This window comes from Gordonia aquimaris, assembly GCF_026262595.1.
Taxonomy (GTDB): domain Bacteria; phylum Actinomycetota; class Actinomycetes; order Mycobacteriales; family Mycobacteriaceae; genus Gordonia; species Gordonia tangerina.
The window spans coordinates 73077-88198 of sequence record NZ_JAPKFM010000008.1 but is presented as its reverse complement, the minus strand read 5'-3'; the positions used below and the strand labels follow the sequence as shown (position 1 = coordinate 88198).

13 protein-coding genes are annotated in these 15122 nt (G+C 65.9%); 9 read left to right on the top strand and 4 right to left on the bottom strand.

Features of this window, described 5'->3' with window-relative positions:
- Positions 1-4: 4 nt before the first annotated feature.
- From OSB52_RS09945 to OSB52_RS09905, 9 genes are all read left to right on the top strand, one after another.
- Positions 5-334 (top strand): cupin domain-containing protein, encoded by a 330-nt coding sequence (locus OSB52_RS09945; protein WP_235724975.1) that lies wholly within the window; start codon positions 5-7, stop codon positions 332-334.
- Positions 335-462: 128 nt separating this feature from the next.
- Entirely contained in the window at positions 463-4167 is a 3705-nt protein-coding gene (locus OSB52_RS09940) for a nitrate reductase subunit alpha (protein WP_235724974.1), read from the top strand.
- The gene (gene narH, locus OSB52_RS09935; protein WP_235724973.1) at positions 4167-5831 is read left to right on the top strand and encodes a nitrate reductase subunit beta; all 1665 of its coding nucleotides are present in this window, start codon (positions 4167-4169) and stop codon (positions 5829-5831) included. The genes OSB52_RS09940 and narH overlap by 1 nt, the downstream gene beginning before the upstream one ends.
- Positions 5828-6514, top strand: a complete 687-nt coding sequence (narJ, locus tag OSB52_RS09930) for a nitrate reductase molybdenum cofactor assembly chaperone (RefSeq protein ID WP_235724972.1) — start codon at positions 5828-5830, stop codon at positions 6512-6514. Before narH ends, narJ begins: the two co-directional genes overlap by 4 nt.
- Positions 6511-7257, top strand: coding sequence for a respiratory nitrate reductase subunit gamma (gene narI / locus OSB52_RS09925; protein WP_235724971.1), 747 nt, complete (start codon positions 6511-6513; stop codon positions 7255-7257). The genes narJ and narI overlap by 4 nt, the downstream gene beginning before the upstream one ends.
- Positions 7254-8474 carry an MFS transporter gene (locus OSB52_RS09920; protein ID WP_235724970.1) on the top strand — a complete coding sequence of 407 codons (1221 nt, stop codon included), beginning with the start codon at positions 7254-7256 and terminating at the stop codon, positions 8472-8474. Before narI ends, OSB52_RS09920 begins: the two co-directional genes overlap by 4 nt.
- 291 nt (positions 8475-8765) lie before the next feature.
- Positions 8766-9437 (top strand): MarR family transcriptional regulator, encoded by a 672-nt coding sequence (locus OSB52_RS09915; RefSeq protein ID WP_266061528.1) that lies wholly within the window; start codon positions 8766-8768, stop codon positions 9435-9437.
- A gap of 2 nt (positions 9438-9439) precedes the next feature.
- Complete coding sequence (locus OSB52_RS09910; protein WP_266061527.1) at positions 9440-12673, top strand: helicase HerA domain-containing protein; 3234 nt, start codon at positions 9440-9442, stop codon at positions 12671-12673.
- A gap of 104 nt (positions 12674-12777) precedes the next feature.
- On the top strand, positions 12778-13380 hold the full coding sequence (locus OSB52_RS09905; protein ID WP_266061526.1) for a DUF4262 domain-containing protein: 603 nt from the start codon (positions 12778-12780) through the stop codon (positions 13378-13380).
- A gap of 106 nt (positions 13381-13486) precedes the next feature.
- Here the strand turns inward: OSB52_RS09905 and OSB52_RS09900 are convergent, their stop codons facing one another.
- The 4 genes from OSB52_RS09900 to rplN are packed head-to-tail and all read right to left on the bottom strand — an operon-like array spanning position 13487 to position 14945.
- Positions 13487-13672 (bottom strand): type Z 30S ribosomal protein S14, encoded by a 186-nt coding sequence (locus OSB52_RS09900; RefSeq protein WP_160900647.1) that lies wholly within the window; start codon positions 13670-13672, stop codon positions 13487-13489.
- Position 13673: 1 nt separating this feature from the next.
- Complete coding sequence (gene rplE / locus OSB52_RS09895) at positions 13674-14255, bottom strand: 50S ribosomal protein L5 (protein WP_235724967.1); 582 nt, start codon at positions 14253-14255, stop codon at positions 13674-13676.
- A 2-nt stretch (positions 14256-14257) separates the two neighbouring features.
- Positions 14258-14575: a 50S ribosomal protein L24 gene (gene rplX / locus OSB52_RS09890; protein ID WP_235724966.1), complete on the bottom strand. Its 318-nt coding sequence runs from the start codon at positions 14573-14575 to the stop codon at positions 14258-14260.
- Between the two features lies 1 nt (position 14576).
- A complete protein-coding gene (gene rplN / locus OSB52_RS09885) occupies positions 14577-14945 on the bottom strand; it encodes a 50S ribosomal protein L14 (RefSeq protein ID WP_235724965.1) in 369 nt (122 codons plus the stop codon).
- Positions 14946-15122: the final 177 nt, after the last annotated feature.

Here is a 15122-nt window from a genome sequence, read left to right as displayed (position 1 = left end):
CGGTATGGATGCCACCCGCCTGCCCGAACTCGTCGACCGACTGCTCACCACCGCGCATTCCGCCAGCAGCGGCCGGGCTGCCCAGACCCTCTACGGCAGTGCCGATCATCGCCTGCGCCAGACGGTCATCGCCCTTGTTGCCGGGAACCGGATGGCCGATCACGAGAGTCCGGGAGAGGCGAGTCTGCAGATCTTGCGCGGACACGTCACGCTGAGCACCGCGACCGAGAAATGGGAGGGCATCGACGGCGATCTGTTGGCCATCCCAGACGAACGCCACGGCTTGGTGGCACAACAGGATTCGGCCGTCCTACTCACAGTGGCGACCAGCTGACATCCACCTCGGGCACACCAGACGCCGAACCTCACCGACCACGTGCGCGGTTGTGAGCAACAGCGGTTCATCAACTGATTTCCCGCATTTCACCAATCGACGGGCATGAGCTCGTATGGTTACGGCTTATGGGCCGGTCAGCGGGGGTTGACGGTGAAGCGGCGAAGGCTCTGCTGGACATCGGCAGATTCTTCACCCGGTGGGACGAGTCTGACGACGGTCGCGCGGTGTTCCGTCGCGGCGGTCGCGACGGTGACGTGTTCTACCGCGACCGCTGGAGCCACGACAAGGTGGTGCGTTCCACCCACGGGGTCAATTGCACCGGATCGTGTTCGTGGAAGGTCTACGTCAAAGACGGCATCATCACCTGGGAAACCCAGGAAACCGACTACCCGTCCGTAGGTCCCGACCGTCCCGAGTACGAACCCCGCGGATGCCCGCGAGGGGCGGCTTTCTCCTGGTACACCTACTCACCCACCCGCGTCCGCTACCCTTATGCCCGCGGAGTTCTCGTGGAGATGTTCCGGGAAGCCAAGGCACGCCTGGGTGATCCGGTACTCGCCTGGGCCGATGTCGTCGACGATCCGTTGCGCCGCCGCTCCTATCAACGCGCTCGCGGCAAGGGTGGACTAATCCGGGTCTCGTGGGACGAGGCGATCGAGATCGCGGCCGCCGCCCACGTCCACACCATCAAGACCCATGGACCAGACCGGTGTACCGGCTTCTCCCCCATTCCAGCGATGTCGATGGTGTCGCACTGCGTCGGAACCCGGTTCATCCAGTTGATCGGCGGCGTGATGACGTCGTTCTACGATTGGTATGCCGATCTGCCGGTCGCCAGCCCACAGGTGTTCGGCGACCAGACCGACGTTCCCGAATCGGGCGACTGGTGGGATGCGACCTACCTGCTGATGTGGGGTTCCAACGTCCCCGTCACCCGCACCCCGGACGCCCATTGGATGGCCGAGGTCCGCTACCGCGGCACCAAGGTCGTCACCGTGAGTCCCGATTACGCCGACAACACGAAGTTCGCCGACGAATGGCTGCCCGCGCAGGCCGGCACGGACGCGGCGCTGGCGATGGCAATGGGACATGTAATTCTGACCGAGTATTTCGTACGGCGCCGCACACCGTTTTTCGATGATTACGTACGCACCTACACCGACCTGCCGTTCCTGATCCACCTCGACGAGCACGACGACGGATCGTATGTGCCCGGAAAGTTCGTCACCGCCGACGAACTCGACCTCGCCGCGTCTCCCGACGAAGACGTGTGGAAGACCGTACTGTTGGACGAGAACACCGGGCAACCCGTGGTCCCCAACGGTTCCATGGGTTTTCGCTACGCCGATTCCGGCATGGGCAACTGGAACCTCGATCTCGGCGGTGTCCGCCCCGCATTGAGTCTGCACGGCGCATCCGCCGAACCCGTGATGGTGGGCTTCCCGGCGTTCGACTCGCCCGACGGCAGCGGGACGGTGCTACGTCGCGGCGTGCCCACCCGCCGTGTCGGTGGGCACCTGGTCACCACCGTGTTCGACCTGATGTTGGCCCAGTACGGCGTTGCCCGTGACGGGCTGCCCGGCGACTGGCCGAGCGGTTACGACGACACCACCATCCCCTACACCCCGGCCTGGCAGGCCGAGATCACCAGTGTGCCGGCCGAGTCGGCGATCCGGATCGCCCGCGAATTCGCCACCAACGCCGACGAATCCGACGGTCGGTCGATGATCATCATGGGTGCCGGGATCTGCCAGTGGTTTCACGGCGACGCCACCTACCGGGCGATCCTGTCGTTGCTGATCCTCACTGGGTGTATGGGCCGCAACGGCGGCGGCTGGGCCCACTACGTGGGTCAGGAGAAGTGCCGACCGATCACCGGGTGGATCTCGCTGGCGAACGCGCTGGACTGGACCCGACCACCACGCACCATGACCGGAACCTCGTTCTGGTACATGCATACCGACCAATGGCGCAACGACGGCTACTCCACCGCTTCGCTGGCCTCTCCCCTGGCACGTGGGGTTCTTGGCGACCAACACACCGCCGATGCGATCGCCCAGTCCGCACGCCTGGGCTGGATGCCGTTCTACCCGCAGTTCTCGGCCAACCCGCTCGAGGTGGCCGAGGCCGCCGACGCAGCCGTCGCGGCGGGCGACGCCGACGACGTGGGCAGCTACGTCACCCAAGAGCTGACGTCGGGCGCTCTCACACCGTCGATCGCCGATGTGGACGCCCCCGAGAACTGGCCCCGCACATTGGTTCTGTGGCGCTCGAATCTGATGGGATCATCGGCGAAGGGCAACGAGTACTTCCTGCGTCACCTGCTGGGCACACACCACAACGTCCTGGGTACCGAGAACCCCAACACCCCACGACCGCGCGACGTCGCCTGGCACGACGACGCACCCGAGGGCAAGCTCGACCTGTTGGTCTCAGCGGATTTCCGGATGACGTCGACGACGTTGCTCTCCGACGTGGTGTTCCCGGCCGCGACGTGGTACGAGAAACACGATCTGTCCTCGACGGATATGCATCCGTTCGTGCACGCTTTCACCCCGGCGATCGATCCGCCGTGGGAGGCCAAGACCGACTTCGAGATGTTCCATCTGCTCGCGCGAAAACTTTCCGACCTCGCTCGCATACACCTCGGCGTGCGCAGCGACCTGGTGAGCGTGCCGTTGCAACACGACACACCCGGCGAGACGGCGCAACCCCATGGCCGGGTTCGGGATTGGGTGCGCAGTGATGCGCCTGCCCAACCGGGGCACAACACGCCGGTTTTCAGCGTGGTCGAACGCGACTACACCGCCATCGCCGACAAGTTGGCCACCATCGGGCCCCTGGCCGACTCGACGGGCTTCACGGTCAAGAACATCACCTACGACCTCGCCGCACAGACCGCCAGACTGGCCGAGGCCAACGGGGTCATGCTCGGCGGTGCCGGCGACTCCCGACCCGCGATCGACACCGACGCCAAACTCGCCGAGGCCATCCTCACCCTGTCGGGCACCACCAACGGCGAACTGGCCGTCAACGGCTTTGGCAAGCTCCAACAGCGCGTCGGGATGCCACTCGACGATCTGGCACGCGGGTCCGAGGAGAAGCGAATCCGGTTCGCCGACACCCAGCAGGCGCCGGTGCCGGTGATCACCTCGCCGGAATGGTCCGGATCGGAGACCGGTGGCCGACGCTATGCCCCGTTCACCGTGAACATCGAACGGCTCAAACCGTTCCACACCCTCACCGGGCGCATGCACTTCTACCTCGATCACGACTGGATGATCGACATCGGCGAGTCGCTGCCCATCTACCGCCCACCGCTGGACATGCACCTGCTGTTCGGCGAACCCAAGCTGGGTCCCGATGGCGGCCGGCAGATCACGGTGCGCTACCTCACGCCACATTCCAAGTGGTCCATCCACTCCGAGTACCAGGACAACCTGTTCATGCTGTCGCTGTCCCGCGGCGGACCGACCGCATGGCTCAGCCCGCAGGACGCCGCAGCCATCGACGTCTGCGACAACGACTGGATCGAATGCGTCAACGCCAACGGCGTGGTGGTCTGCCGGGCCATTGTCAGCCACCGCATGCCTGCAGGTGTCTGCTATGTCCACCACGCCCAGGAACGCACCATCGACGTCCCGAAGTCGGAGGCCACCGGCCGCCGCGGCGGCATTCACAATTCGACCACCCGCCTGCTGGTGAAGCCGTCCCACCTGATCGGCGGCTACGCGCAGTTGTCGTATGCCTTCAACTATCTCGGCCCCACCGGCAATCAGCGCGACATGGTCGCCACGATCCGCAAACGCAACCAGGAGGTGACGTACTGATGCGCGTGATGGCCCAGATGGGCATGGTGATGAACCTGGACAAATGCATTGGCTGCCATACCTGCTCGGTCACGTGTAAGCAGGCCTGGACCAACCGGGCCGGCACCGAGTACGTCTGGTTCAACAACGTCGAAACCCGGCCGGGACAGGGTTATCCGCGGCGCTACGAGGACCAGGACCAGTGGCGCGGCGGATGGAAGCTGAACAAGCGGGGCCGCCTGCGGCTCCGCACGGGTGGAAGGTTGCAGAAGCTCCTCACGCTGTTCGCCAGCCCGGTGCAGCCCACCCTGGACGACTATTACGAGCCGTGGACCTACGACTATCAGACCCTCGTCGACGCCCCGCTCGGCGACGATTTCCCGGTCGCGCGCCCGAAGTCGCTGATCACCGGCGAGGACACCAAGGTGACGTGGTCGGCCAATTGGGACGACAACCTCGGTGGCGCACCGGAAATGGGTCGACTCGACCCGATCGTGGCCAAGCTGCGCCGCGAATCCGAAGACGCGATCAAGTTGAGCTTCGAACAGACCTTCATGTTCTACCTGCCGCGGATCTGCGAGCACTGCCTCAACCCGTCGTGTATGGCGTCGTGTCCGTCGGGCGCGATCTACAAACGGTCCGAGGATGGCATCGTTCTCGTCGACCAGGACCGATGCCGCGGCTGGCGACAGTGCATCACTGGCTGCCCCTACAAGAAGATCTATTTCAACCACAAGTCCGGCAAGGCCGAGAAGTGCACCTTCTGCTATCCGCGGGTCGAGGTGGGGCTACCCACCGTGTGCTCAGAGACGTGCGTCGGGCGGTTGCGTTACCTGGGCCTGTTTCTCTACGACGCTGACGCCGTCACCGACGCGGCATCGACCTCCGACGAACAGGACCTTTACCAGGCCCAGCTGGACCTCTTGCTCGACCCGGAAGATCCCGAGGTCATCACAGCAGCACGTGTACAGGGCATCCCGGACGACTGGCTCGACGCCGCCCGTCGGTCACCGGTGTACGCACTGGCCAAGAAGTACCGCGTCGCATTGCCCCTACATCCGGAATACCGCACCATGCCGATGGTCTGGTACGTTCCGCCGCTGTCGCCGATCGTCGATCTGCTCACCGATCAGGGCCACGACGGCGAGAGTCACCGCAACCTGTTCGGGGCCATCGACGCCTTGCGCATCCCGGTGGACTATCTCGCCGAATTGTTCACCGCCGGCGACAGTTCGGTGATCGAGAACGTGCTGCGCCGCCTGGCTGCGATGCGGGCGTACATGCGTAATGTGACGCTGGGCCGCGAGCTCGACGCGTCGATTCCGGCCGCAGTCGGCATGACCGAAGAAGAGATGTACCGCATGTACCGGCTGATGGCGATCGCCAAATACGACGAACGCTACGTCATCCCGACCGCGCACCTCGAACAGGCGCACGACCTCGAAGAGATGGGCTGCTCCCTCGACTACGACGACGGGCCCGGCATGTTCGACTCGTCGGCGTTCGGGGAGGCCAGCGGGCGCCCGGCACCGGTGTCGGTGGAGACGTTCCATGCCCTGCGGCAACGTCAGACCACCGACACCGCTGCGGGCTCCGACTCGTTGGCCGGCCGCACCAACCTGCTCAACTGGGACGGCAACGGAGCCCCCGACGGCCTGTTCCCGCGACGATCGGAACGCACATGAGGTGGCGCCGGTCGCGGACCGCCGACCCCGCCGTCATCGCCCAGGCGGCCTCGGTGTGCCTGAGCTATCCCGATGACGACACGCTGGCGCTGGTCCCACTTCTCGACGCCGCACTCGCCGAACAACCCGCCACCGACCAGTCAGTCGCCCCGCTTCGCTCGTTCGTCACCCACCTTCGCGACACCGATCCAATGACGCTGCGGCAGCACTACATCGAGATCTTCGACCTCTCTCGTCGACACACCCTCTACCTGTCGTACTGGTCTGCCGGGGACACCCGCCGGCGCGGCTCGGTGCTCAGCGAATTCAAACAGCGCTACCGCGACAGCGGCTTGTTGGTCGACCTGCGCGGAGAATTGCCCGATCATCTGCCCATCGTGCTGGAGTTCACCGCCCGCGATCGGTATGCCGGCACCCAACTCCTCGTCGAGCATCGCCGGGCCCTTGAGTTGCTGCGTCTGGCACTGGAAGAGCGGCAGACTCCCTATGCCGACGTCATCGGCGCCGTGTGCGCAACCCTGCCGGGCGTCTCGCCAACCGAACGCGACGCGGTGATGGCGATGCGAGATGCGTCCGCACCCGTCGAAACGGTGGGGTTGGCCCCGTTCGATCCACGTCTGCTACCGCTCACCCCAACGGCCGTCGGCACCCAACCGATGTCGAGATCACAGGCGAACCAATGAACGTGGCGCTCTGGGGAGTCCTACCGTACGTGACGCTGCTGCTGCTGATCGGCGGCACCATTTGGCGGTACCGCTACGACAAGTTCGGCTGGACCACCCGATCCTCCGAGCTCTACGAGTCCCGGCTGCTCCGGATCGGGTCACCGCTGTTCCACTTCGGCATTCTCGTGGTGATCATCGGCCACGCGATGGGTTTGGTAATCCCCGAGTCGTGGACGGAGGCGATCGGGGTCTCCGAGCACCTCTATCACGTCGTCGCCGCCGGCTTCGGCCTGATCGCGGGGGTCGCGACCTTGGGTGGAATCGCGATTCTGATCTACCGCCGACGGCGTACCGGGCCGGTCTTCATGGCCACCACGGCCAATGACAAGTTGATGTACGTGGTCCTCACGGGCGCACTGGTTCTGGGCGTCTACATCACCCTCATCGGCACTCTGCCCGACGCCGAGGGCGTCAATTATCGCGAGACCGTGTCGCCGTGGTTCCGGTCGATCTTTGTGCTGCAACCCGATGTGGATGCGATGGCCGCCGCACCGCTGCGCTTCCACATCCACGTGCTCGTCGGGATGTTGGTGTTCGCGATGGTGCCTTTCACCCGGCTCGTCCACGCCTTCACCGCGCCGGTGCACTATCTGTTCCGACCCTACATCGTCTACCGCAGCCGGGATGTCGCGCAGTCGCCCGGCAGTCGCTCGTACCGGCCCGGTTGGGCGCCCGTCGGAACAAAGGATCGCCAGCGATGACCACCGCCACGTCGACCCCGGCAGATCTCCGGTCGGGTCAGACCCTCAACCTCGCCCTCGCGACGCTTGCCTTCTGCATCAGCTTCTGGGCATGGAATCTCATCGCTCCGCTCGGTGTGCGCTATGCCGAGGTCCTGCACCTGTCGTCGACCCAGAAGTCGGTGTTGGTCGCGATCCCGATCATCGTCGGTTCGGTGGGGCGCATCCTCACCGGCGCACTCACCGACCGATACGGCGGCCGGTTGATGTTCCCCGTTCTGCTGATCGCGACCGCACCCTTCGTGGTGTTGGTCGCAGTCGCCGGCGAGGTCGGGTCCTATCCGATGATGCTCGTCGTCGGCTTCTTCCTCGGTATCTCCGGCACCACGTTCGCGGTCGGCATCCCGTTCGTGAACGCCTGGTATCAACCGTCCAAGCGCGGTTTCGCCACCGGTATCTTCGGCGCCGGTATGGGCGGGACCGCGTTGTCGGCGTTCTTCACGCCGCGCTTCGTCAGTTGGTTCGGCTACGTCACCACCCACGTGATCGTCGCGGCGGGACTGGTCGTGGTGGCGGTGATCGTGTGGATGTTCATGCACGATTCGCCCGCCTGGCAGCCCAATCGCGCGGCCGTGACACCGAAACTCATCGCCGCTGCGAAACTCCCCATCACCTGGCAGATGTCATTCCTTTACGCAGCGACCTTCGGTGGTTTCGTCGCCTTCTCCACCTATCTGCCCACCTATCTCAAGGACATCTACGACTTCGACCTGCAGGCGGCCGGCACCCGCACCGCGGGATTCGCGGTCGCAGCTGTCATCGCACGACCCATCGGAGGCGTACTGTCCGACCGGTTCGGACCCAAGCTGATCACCTTCATCTCCTGCGCCGGTGCTGCGGTGCTGGCGATCTGGATGATCACCGAGCCTCCGCTGGAGTTCCTGGCGGGCCTCGACTTCGTGCTGATGGCGGTCTGCATGGGACTCGGGTCGGGATCGGTGTTCACCTGGGTCGCGCAATCCGCCCCGACCGAACGAGTGGGATCTGTCACCGGCATCGTCGGCGCCGCGGGCGGCCTGGGCGGCTTCTTCCCGCCGATGGTGATGGGCGCGACCTACAACGCCGAGGAGCACAGCTACACGGTCGGCCTCGCATTGCTCGTGGTCTTCGCGACCGGCGCCGCGGTGTTCACGCTGTTGGGAATCAAACGGGGGCCGGTCCGCGAGCACGCGACATAGCGCGTCGCGACACCCGAAATCGCGGCGCCGGCCGACGACGGCGGGACATCGCCGAGCCCACGGTGGCGCCGACCGATATATTTCTCTCGATGACTGTCGCTTCCCGCCATCGGCCACTTCCCGCGATCACCGCCGAGATCGTCCGCCGATGATCGATGGCCTACCCGCGGCGATGTCCGTCGACCCGAGCCGCGCTCGACGCGCGCGTACACCACCGCGCCGTGCCGCGCAGATCAGTGACGCCGTGTCGGCAGACCATCTGGCTTCGCGACCGACGAGGAGTCACTGACGTTGGATCACGCCTCGCTGACACCGTCGCAGAGCGCGGTGCTGTTCGTCTTGTTGTCCCAGGCACGGGAAGTACCCAACCCGGAGCTGCGCCGCCTGGCCCCAGAACTCACCCGCAGGAGCCGCGAGACGCTCAACGACCTGGGCCTCATCGAGTCGGTCCGCGGACCGCGCAACAGCTACGTGCATGCGCTCACCGACCGTGGATGGGCGTGGTGCAGCCGGGAACTCGCAGCCGATCCGCCCCACCGATCACAACCCCCGATCCGGGCCCTGTACGCGGTGATGGCTGCCATCGGCCGCTACCTCGATACCGAAGATCTGCGGCTGCACGAGGTGTTCCGTCCGGCCGAACAGCCCATCACCGAACAGCCCGACACCGAGCCATCCGGGTCCGACCGATCCGCGACGATCGGCATCGAGAGCCGAATCCGATCGGCCTACCACGATCTCGCGCCACGTCCGGGCGCATGGGTGGCGGTGGCGGCGCTGCGTACTGCCCTGTCCGACGAGGCCGCCGAGACCGTCGACGAGGCACTGGTGAACCTCCAGCGCAGTCCGGGGGTGAGTTTGATTCCGCAAGAAGACCGGGCACTGCTCAGTCGAGCCGACCGCAGCGCCGCGGTGGTCGTCGGCACCCAGGAGTGTCATCTCTTTGCCATCGAGGAGCTGTGATGATGGATGAACGCACCCGGCGGGCCTTGGAATCGATACGTCTCGACTGGGCCGCCACCCCGGACGACGTCTGGGGCGCCCAGGCTCCCTTGCATGTCCCCGGCCTGCACGAGTCCACAGTGGACGACATCATGCGCGCCTTCGTCGACGCGCAGCGCAGCAAGGCGACGAGCCCGCTCGGTGTCGCCGTACGGGGTCCCGCAGGCGCCGGGAAGACGCACCTACTCGGTCAGGTGCGCGAACGGGTCCAGGCGGCAGGCGGGTACTTCTTCCTGGTGAAGCTGCTCGACGGTGAGGACTTCTGGCGTTCGGTGTTGGTTGCCATGTTGGAGGACCTCAGCCGGCACACCCCGACGCACCGCTCTCAACTCGCCCAGCTGCTCGACCGACTCGGCACGGCCACCGGTGTCGACCCCGACGACCTGGCGGCGGTGACCGGCCAGACGTCGGTGACCCCGGTCATCCTGGACCGCTACGTGACCGCCGTCTACACCATGCACTCGCGTCACCGCCGGCGGTCCCAACACATCCTGCGGGCACTGGTGCTGACCGAGGCCGACGACTTCGCCACCAAGGACCTCGGCGAGGCGTTCCTGCACCTCGACGTCGACGACGGCGAGGAGCTCGCGGAGTGGGGAATCCGCAATGCCCGCCTGGGCTACCAGGAAATCGTCGAGAACATCTCGCGCATCATCGCTTTCGACAATGCGACGGTCGTCGCGATCGACCAGATCGACACCCTGATCGAAGCCGCCAAATCTGAGAACCGCCACGACGAGAACTCGGTCGAGAAGGTGGCTCACGGGCTCATGTCGATCCGCGAGACAATGAGCCGGACGGCCGCCGTGGTCTCCTCCATCACCGCAGCGTGGGAGTATCTCGAGGCCAATGTCATGGCGTCGGCGATGGACCGGTTCCGCCAGCCACCACGACTGCAGCGTCCGCCATCTGCCGACTTCGGTCGGGCGTTGCTGGCCAAGCGGTTCGCGCCGTGCTTCACCGAGGCGGACTTCATCGCGCCATATCCCACCTGGCCGGTCTCGGACGCCGCACTGTCGGCGTCCGTCGACTTCACCCCGCGGGAACTGATGCGGACCGTCGACCGTCACATCGGGGTATGCCTGCGCGCCGACGCCTTCCGCGAGATGGCGTCGTTGACAACCGACACGCCGGTCGAGCCGGTACCCACCGACGACGAGAAACCGGAACTGGCACAACTCGATCAGCGCTTCGCGGAGCTGCTCGCGGCGGCCGATCCCTCCCTCGCCCTGACGCCGGAGTCGGAGGATCAGACCGTGCCGGCTTTGTTGCAGGCCGGGTTCGCCTCCTGGATCGAGGCACTCGGCGACACCGGTGACGCCTTCCGCCAGGACCCCAAGCCCAGTCCCAAAGCCGTGCTCCACGGACGGATCACGCGGATTCTCGACGCCGAGACCGATGCCGAGGAATCGTGGAGCTTCCGGGCCGTCTCGGCCACGCACCCACGCTCGGTGCAGGCCCGTCTCGCCAACGCGACGACCGCCGCCGGGCTGTCACTCGGCAGCGCCGCACGCACCCTGGTCATCCTCCGCCGCGGCCCCTGGCCGTCGGGGGCCAAGACCGCGGAGATGGTCACCGAACTCCACCAGCGGGGTGGACGGGTCGTCGCCTGGACCGACGACGACATCACGGTCCTCACTGCACTCGCGCGGATACGTTCGGAGCGTTCGGAATTTCTCAGCGAATGGACCGCCCGCCGAAACCCCGCCGCGCGAGTCGGTTTCATCGCGAAGATCCTCGAGCCCGCCGCGCGCGCCGTCCCGCCTGCCGCAACGGTCGACGACCTCGTCCGGACCGACCAGCCGGCACGACACGAACGGCCACGGGGCCGCTCCGCCGTCACGCCCGATCGCAGCGGCGACCGTTACGCGGTGTCCGCGCTCAGTGAGTCGGCCACGAGTGTCGTGCTCGGCGCCGCCGCACGGCCACCCGCGCCGATCATCAGTGGCGATGCCGACGCCGGGAAGATCACCATGGGTGCAGAGGTCGGGTCCGGACGTCCGGTCACCATCGCGCTCGAGGCCCTGCGCAAACACACCGCGATCTTCGCCGGGTCCGGTTCCGGCAAGACCGTCCTGATCCGACGGATCGTCGAAGAATGTGCGCTGCAGGGTGTCTCGTCGATCGTGTTGGACGTGAACAACGATCTGTCACGGCTCGGCTCGGCATGGCCGCACGACGAGCGCACGTGGGCCGACGACGCGGAACGCGACAAGGCCGCCGACTACATCGCCGGGACCGAGGTCGCCGTGTTCACCCCGGGCCGTTCGTCGGGCCGTCCGTTGAGCTTTCGCCCGCTCCCGGATCTGAGTGAGGTCGCCGACGACGCGGACGAGTTCGAGGCGGCCGTGGAAGCGGCGACGGCCGGACTCATCCCCCGGGCGATGGTCGGCGGCAAGACCGCCAAGGCCACGCAGTCACGGGCCGTGTTGATGGACTCTCTGCGCTATTTCGGTCGACGGCAGTCCGGCGGGATCGTCGAGTTCATCGATCTGCTGACGGACCTGCCCGACGACGTCAGCGGACTGCGGGAGGCGCGCCGCTATGCCGCCGAGATGGCCGAGAACCTCAAGGCCGCACGCGCATACGACCCGCTCTTCGGCGGCACCGGAGCGCCCGCGGACCCCGCGGTTTTGCTCACGCCGTCTCCCGGGTATCGCGCCCGCGTCTCGGTGATCAACCTCTCGGCATTGGCCAGCGATGACAAGAGACAGAACTTCGTCAACGAACTGCAGATGGCGCTGTTCGCGTGGATCAAGAAGCACCCAGCCGAGGGGCGGCCGCTCGGCGGACTCTTCGTGATGGACGAAGCGCAGAACTATGCGCCCGCCGACCGTGGCACCGCCTGCCTGCAGAGCACGTTGGCGTTGGTGTCGCAGGCACGCAAGTACGGACTCGGCCTGGTGTTCGCGACGCAGGCACCCAAGGGTCTCAACGCCAAGATCCCCGGCAATTCCGCCACGCAGTTCTTCGGCATGCTCAACGCACCTGTGCAGATCGCGACCGCACAGGAGATCGCCCGCGCGAAGGGCAGTTCGATCGGCGACGTCGGCCGCCTGAGCACCGGCGTGTTCTACGTCGCGCGCGAGGGCGCCGGGTTCACCAAGGTGACGACCCCGCTCTGCTTGAGTCATCACCCGCCGAGTCCGCCCACCGAGGACGAGGTGGTTGGGATCGCGCAGCGATCGGCAAGCTGATCCGCGCTGCGCCGATCGCTCGTCTCCTTCGGCCGCTTGGAGCCGGATGAACCTGTCGGACCCGCCTGGTCTACTGGACCGCACCTTCGAACAAAGGAGCGAACATGTCCGACCACGCCGCCGCGATCCGGGGGTTGCCGCGATGGCATCCCGAGCCGCTCGTCCAGGACACGATCCATCGCATTCGAGCACACGGGTGGTCGGTGACCGCGGTCTCGGAGTTGTGCGCCGAGTGCGCGGAGGACTGCGAGGTACCCGACTGCGCCTTCGCCTATTCCACCGGCCTGACGCTGCATTCGATCCCCGAGCTGATCGTCTACGGCCTAGACGCCGCGACCTCCAGCGCGGTGATCAACGAACTCGGGGACCTGCTGCATCGGTGCGACTGGACCGAACTCGTGCAGGCCGGCACCGAGATCTGTGTCGCCGCACTGGATGTGCCGCTACGCCTCGTCGAACTCATCGACAAGGACGACATGTGCGTGAGCAACGTCCTGTTCCCCGACGCGCCCGCCCTGCAGGTGATCTGGCCCGACGACTGGGGTCACTTCCCTTGGGATGAGGCGTACGCGCTCGAGCCGGAGCATCAACCGGTGAAGGGCGTTCTGTCCGATCCAGCGGTCCCGATCACCGGACCGCGAGTCATCTCGCGCAGCTACGGTCCCAACCGGAAGGAACGCCGGCGACGGAAACCCACTGCCGGGTAGCACGATCGGCCCCACCTCCGTCGTGGAGGTGGGGCCGATCGCCAAACCCTTCGAATCCGTAGTACTTACCGGCGTGTAGCGCCGGTTGGTACTACGGGATCGGGAGTTACCAGCTGGACTTCTGCACGCCCGGGAGCTCGCCGGCGTGCGCCATGTCGCGCAGGCACACGCGGCACAGACCGAACTTGCGGAACACCGAGTGCGGACGACCGCACTTGTTGCACCGGGTGTAGGCCCGCACGGCGAACTTGGGCTTCTTGTTGGCCTTGTTGACCAGAGCCTTCTTTGCCATGTCAGTTCTCCTTCACGGAGTTGTCTTTGAACGGGAAGCCCAGGTGACGCAGCAGCGCGCGGCCTTCCTCGTCGTTGGTCGCCGTGGTCACGACGGTGATGTCCATACCGCGCGGCCGGTCGATCTTGTCGATGTTGATCTCGTGGAACATCGACTGCTCGTTGAGGCCGAACGTGTAGTTGCCGTTGCCGTCGAACTGGCGATCGGAGAGTCCGCGGAAGTCGCGGATACGCGGCAGTGCGATGGACACGAGACGGTCCAGGAACTCCCACATCCGGTCGCCGCGCAGCGTGGCGCGGGCACCGATCGGCATGCCCTCACGCAGCTTGAACTGCGCGATGGACTTGCGGGCGCGCCGGATCTCCGGGCGCTGACCGGTGATCAGCGCGAGGTCCTCGACGGCACCGTTGATCAGCTTGGCGTCGCGGGCGGCGTCGCCGACACCCATGTTCACGACGACCTTGACCACGCCGGGGATCTGCATGACGTTGGCGTAGTCGAACTCGGTGTTGAGCGCGTCCTTGATCTCCTCGCGGTAGCGAGTCTTCAGGCGCGGCTGGGTCTTGGTTTCAGTAGAAGTCATGATCAGATGTCCTTCCCGTTCTTGCGGGAAATACGGACCTTCTTGCCGGACTCCTCGTCCACGCGGTAGCCCACGCGGGTCGGGTTTCCGTCGGAGTCCACGACCATCACGTTCGACACGTGGATCGGGGCCTCCTGGGTCACGATGCCGCCGGAGGATGCGCCACGCTCGTTGGCCGAGGCGGCGGTGTGCTTCTTGATGCGGTTGACGCCCTCGACCAGAACTCGCTGCTCCTGCGGGAAGGCCTGGATGACCTTGCCCTTGGCGCCCTTGTCCTTGCCCGAGATGACGATCACGGTGTCACCCTTGTGCACCTTCATGTCAGATCACCTCCGGTGCCAGCGACACGATCTTCATGAACTTCTTCTCACGCAGCTCACGGCCGACCGGGCCGAAGATGCGGGTCCCGCGGGGATCGCTCTCACCCTTGAGGATGACGGCCGCGTTCTCGTCGAAGCGGATGTAGCTGCCGTCCGAACGGCGGCGCTCCTTGGAGGTGCGCACGACGACGGCCTTGACGACCTCGCCCTTCTTCACGTTGCCACCGGGGATGGCGTCCTTGACAGTGGCGACGATCACATCACCAATGCCGGCATAGCGCCGCGAGGAACCGCCGAGCACGCGGATGCAGAGGATTTCCTTTGCTCCGGTGTTGTCGGCGACCCGCAGGCGAGATTCCTGCTGAATCACTCGTTGTCTCCTTGACCTGGACTTGTATGCCCGCCGGATTGCCGACCCGACGCACACGGTCTGCTGCCCACCGGACACGCGCCTGCCTGGGGTTTTCGTCTTCCGACGGCCATCCCAGTGGGTTCGCGAGCCGATTTGCGGCACGTCAGTGCCGCAGGCAACCCCACAAGTGTAGGG

What these genes read in the sequence shown, in the direction of transcription:
- rplX (WP_235724966.1), bottom strand. Translation starts at nt 14,575, where the DNA reads ATGAAGGTGCACAAGGGTGACACCGTGATCGTCATCTCGGGCAAGGAC.
- OSB52_RS09910 (WP_266061527.1), top strand. Translation starts at nt 9,440, where the DNA reads ATGGATGAACGCACCCGGCGGGCCTTGGAATCGATACGTCTCGACTGG.
- OSB52_RS09945 (WP_235724975.1), top strand. Translation starts at nt 5, where the DNA reads ATGGATGCCACCCGCCTGCCCGAACTCGTCGACCGACTGCTCACCACC.
- OSB52_RS09900 (WP_160900647.1), bottom strand. Translation starts at nt 13,672, where the DNA reads ATGGCAAAGAAGGCTCTGGTCAACAAGGCCAACAAGAAGCCCAAGTTC.
- narJ (WP_235724972.1), top strand. Translation starts at nt 5,828, where the DNA reads ATGAGGTGGCGCCGGTCGCGGACCGCCGACCCCGCCGTCATCGCCCAG.
- OSB52_RS09940 (WP_235724974.1), top strand. Translation starts at nt 463, where the DNA reads ATGGGCCGGTCAGCGGGGGTTGACGGTGAAGCGGCGAAGGCTCTGCTG.
- OSB52_RS09920 (WP_235724970.1), top strand. Translation starts at nt 7,254, where the DNA reads ATGACCACCGCCACGTCGACCCCGGCAGATCTCCGGTCGGGTCAGACC.
- OSB52_RS09905 (WP_266061526.1), top strand. Translation starts at nt 12,778, where the DNA reads ATGTCCGACCACGCCGCCGCGATCCGGGGGTTGCCGCGATGGCATCCC.
- narI (WP_235724971.1), top strand. Translation starts at nt 6,511, where the DNA reads ATGAACGTGGCGCTCTGGGGAGTCCTACCGTACGTGACGCTGCTGCTG.
- rplE (WP_235724967.1), bottom strand. Translation starts at nt 14,255, where the DNA reads ATGACTTCTACTGAAACCAAGACCCAGCCGCGCCTGAAGACTCGCTAC.
- narH (WP_235724973.1), top strand. Translation starts at nt 4,167, where the DNA reads ATGCGCGTGATGGCCCAGATGGGCATGGTGATGAACCTGGACAAATGC.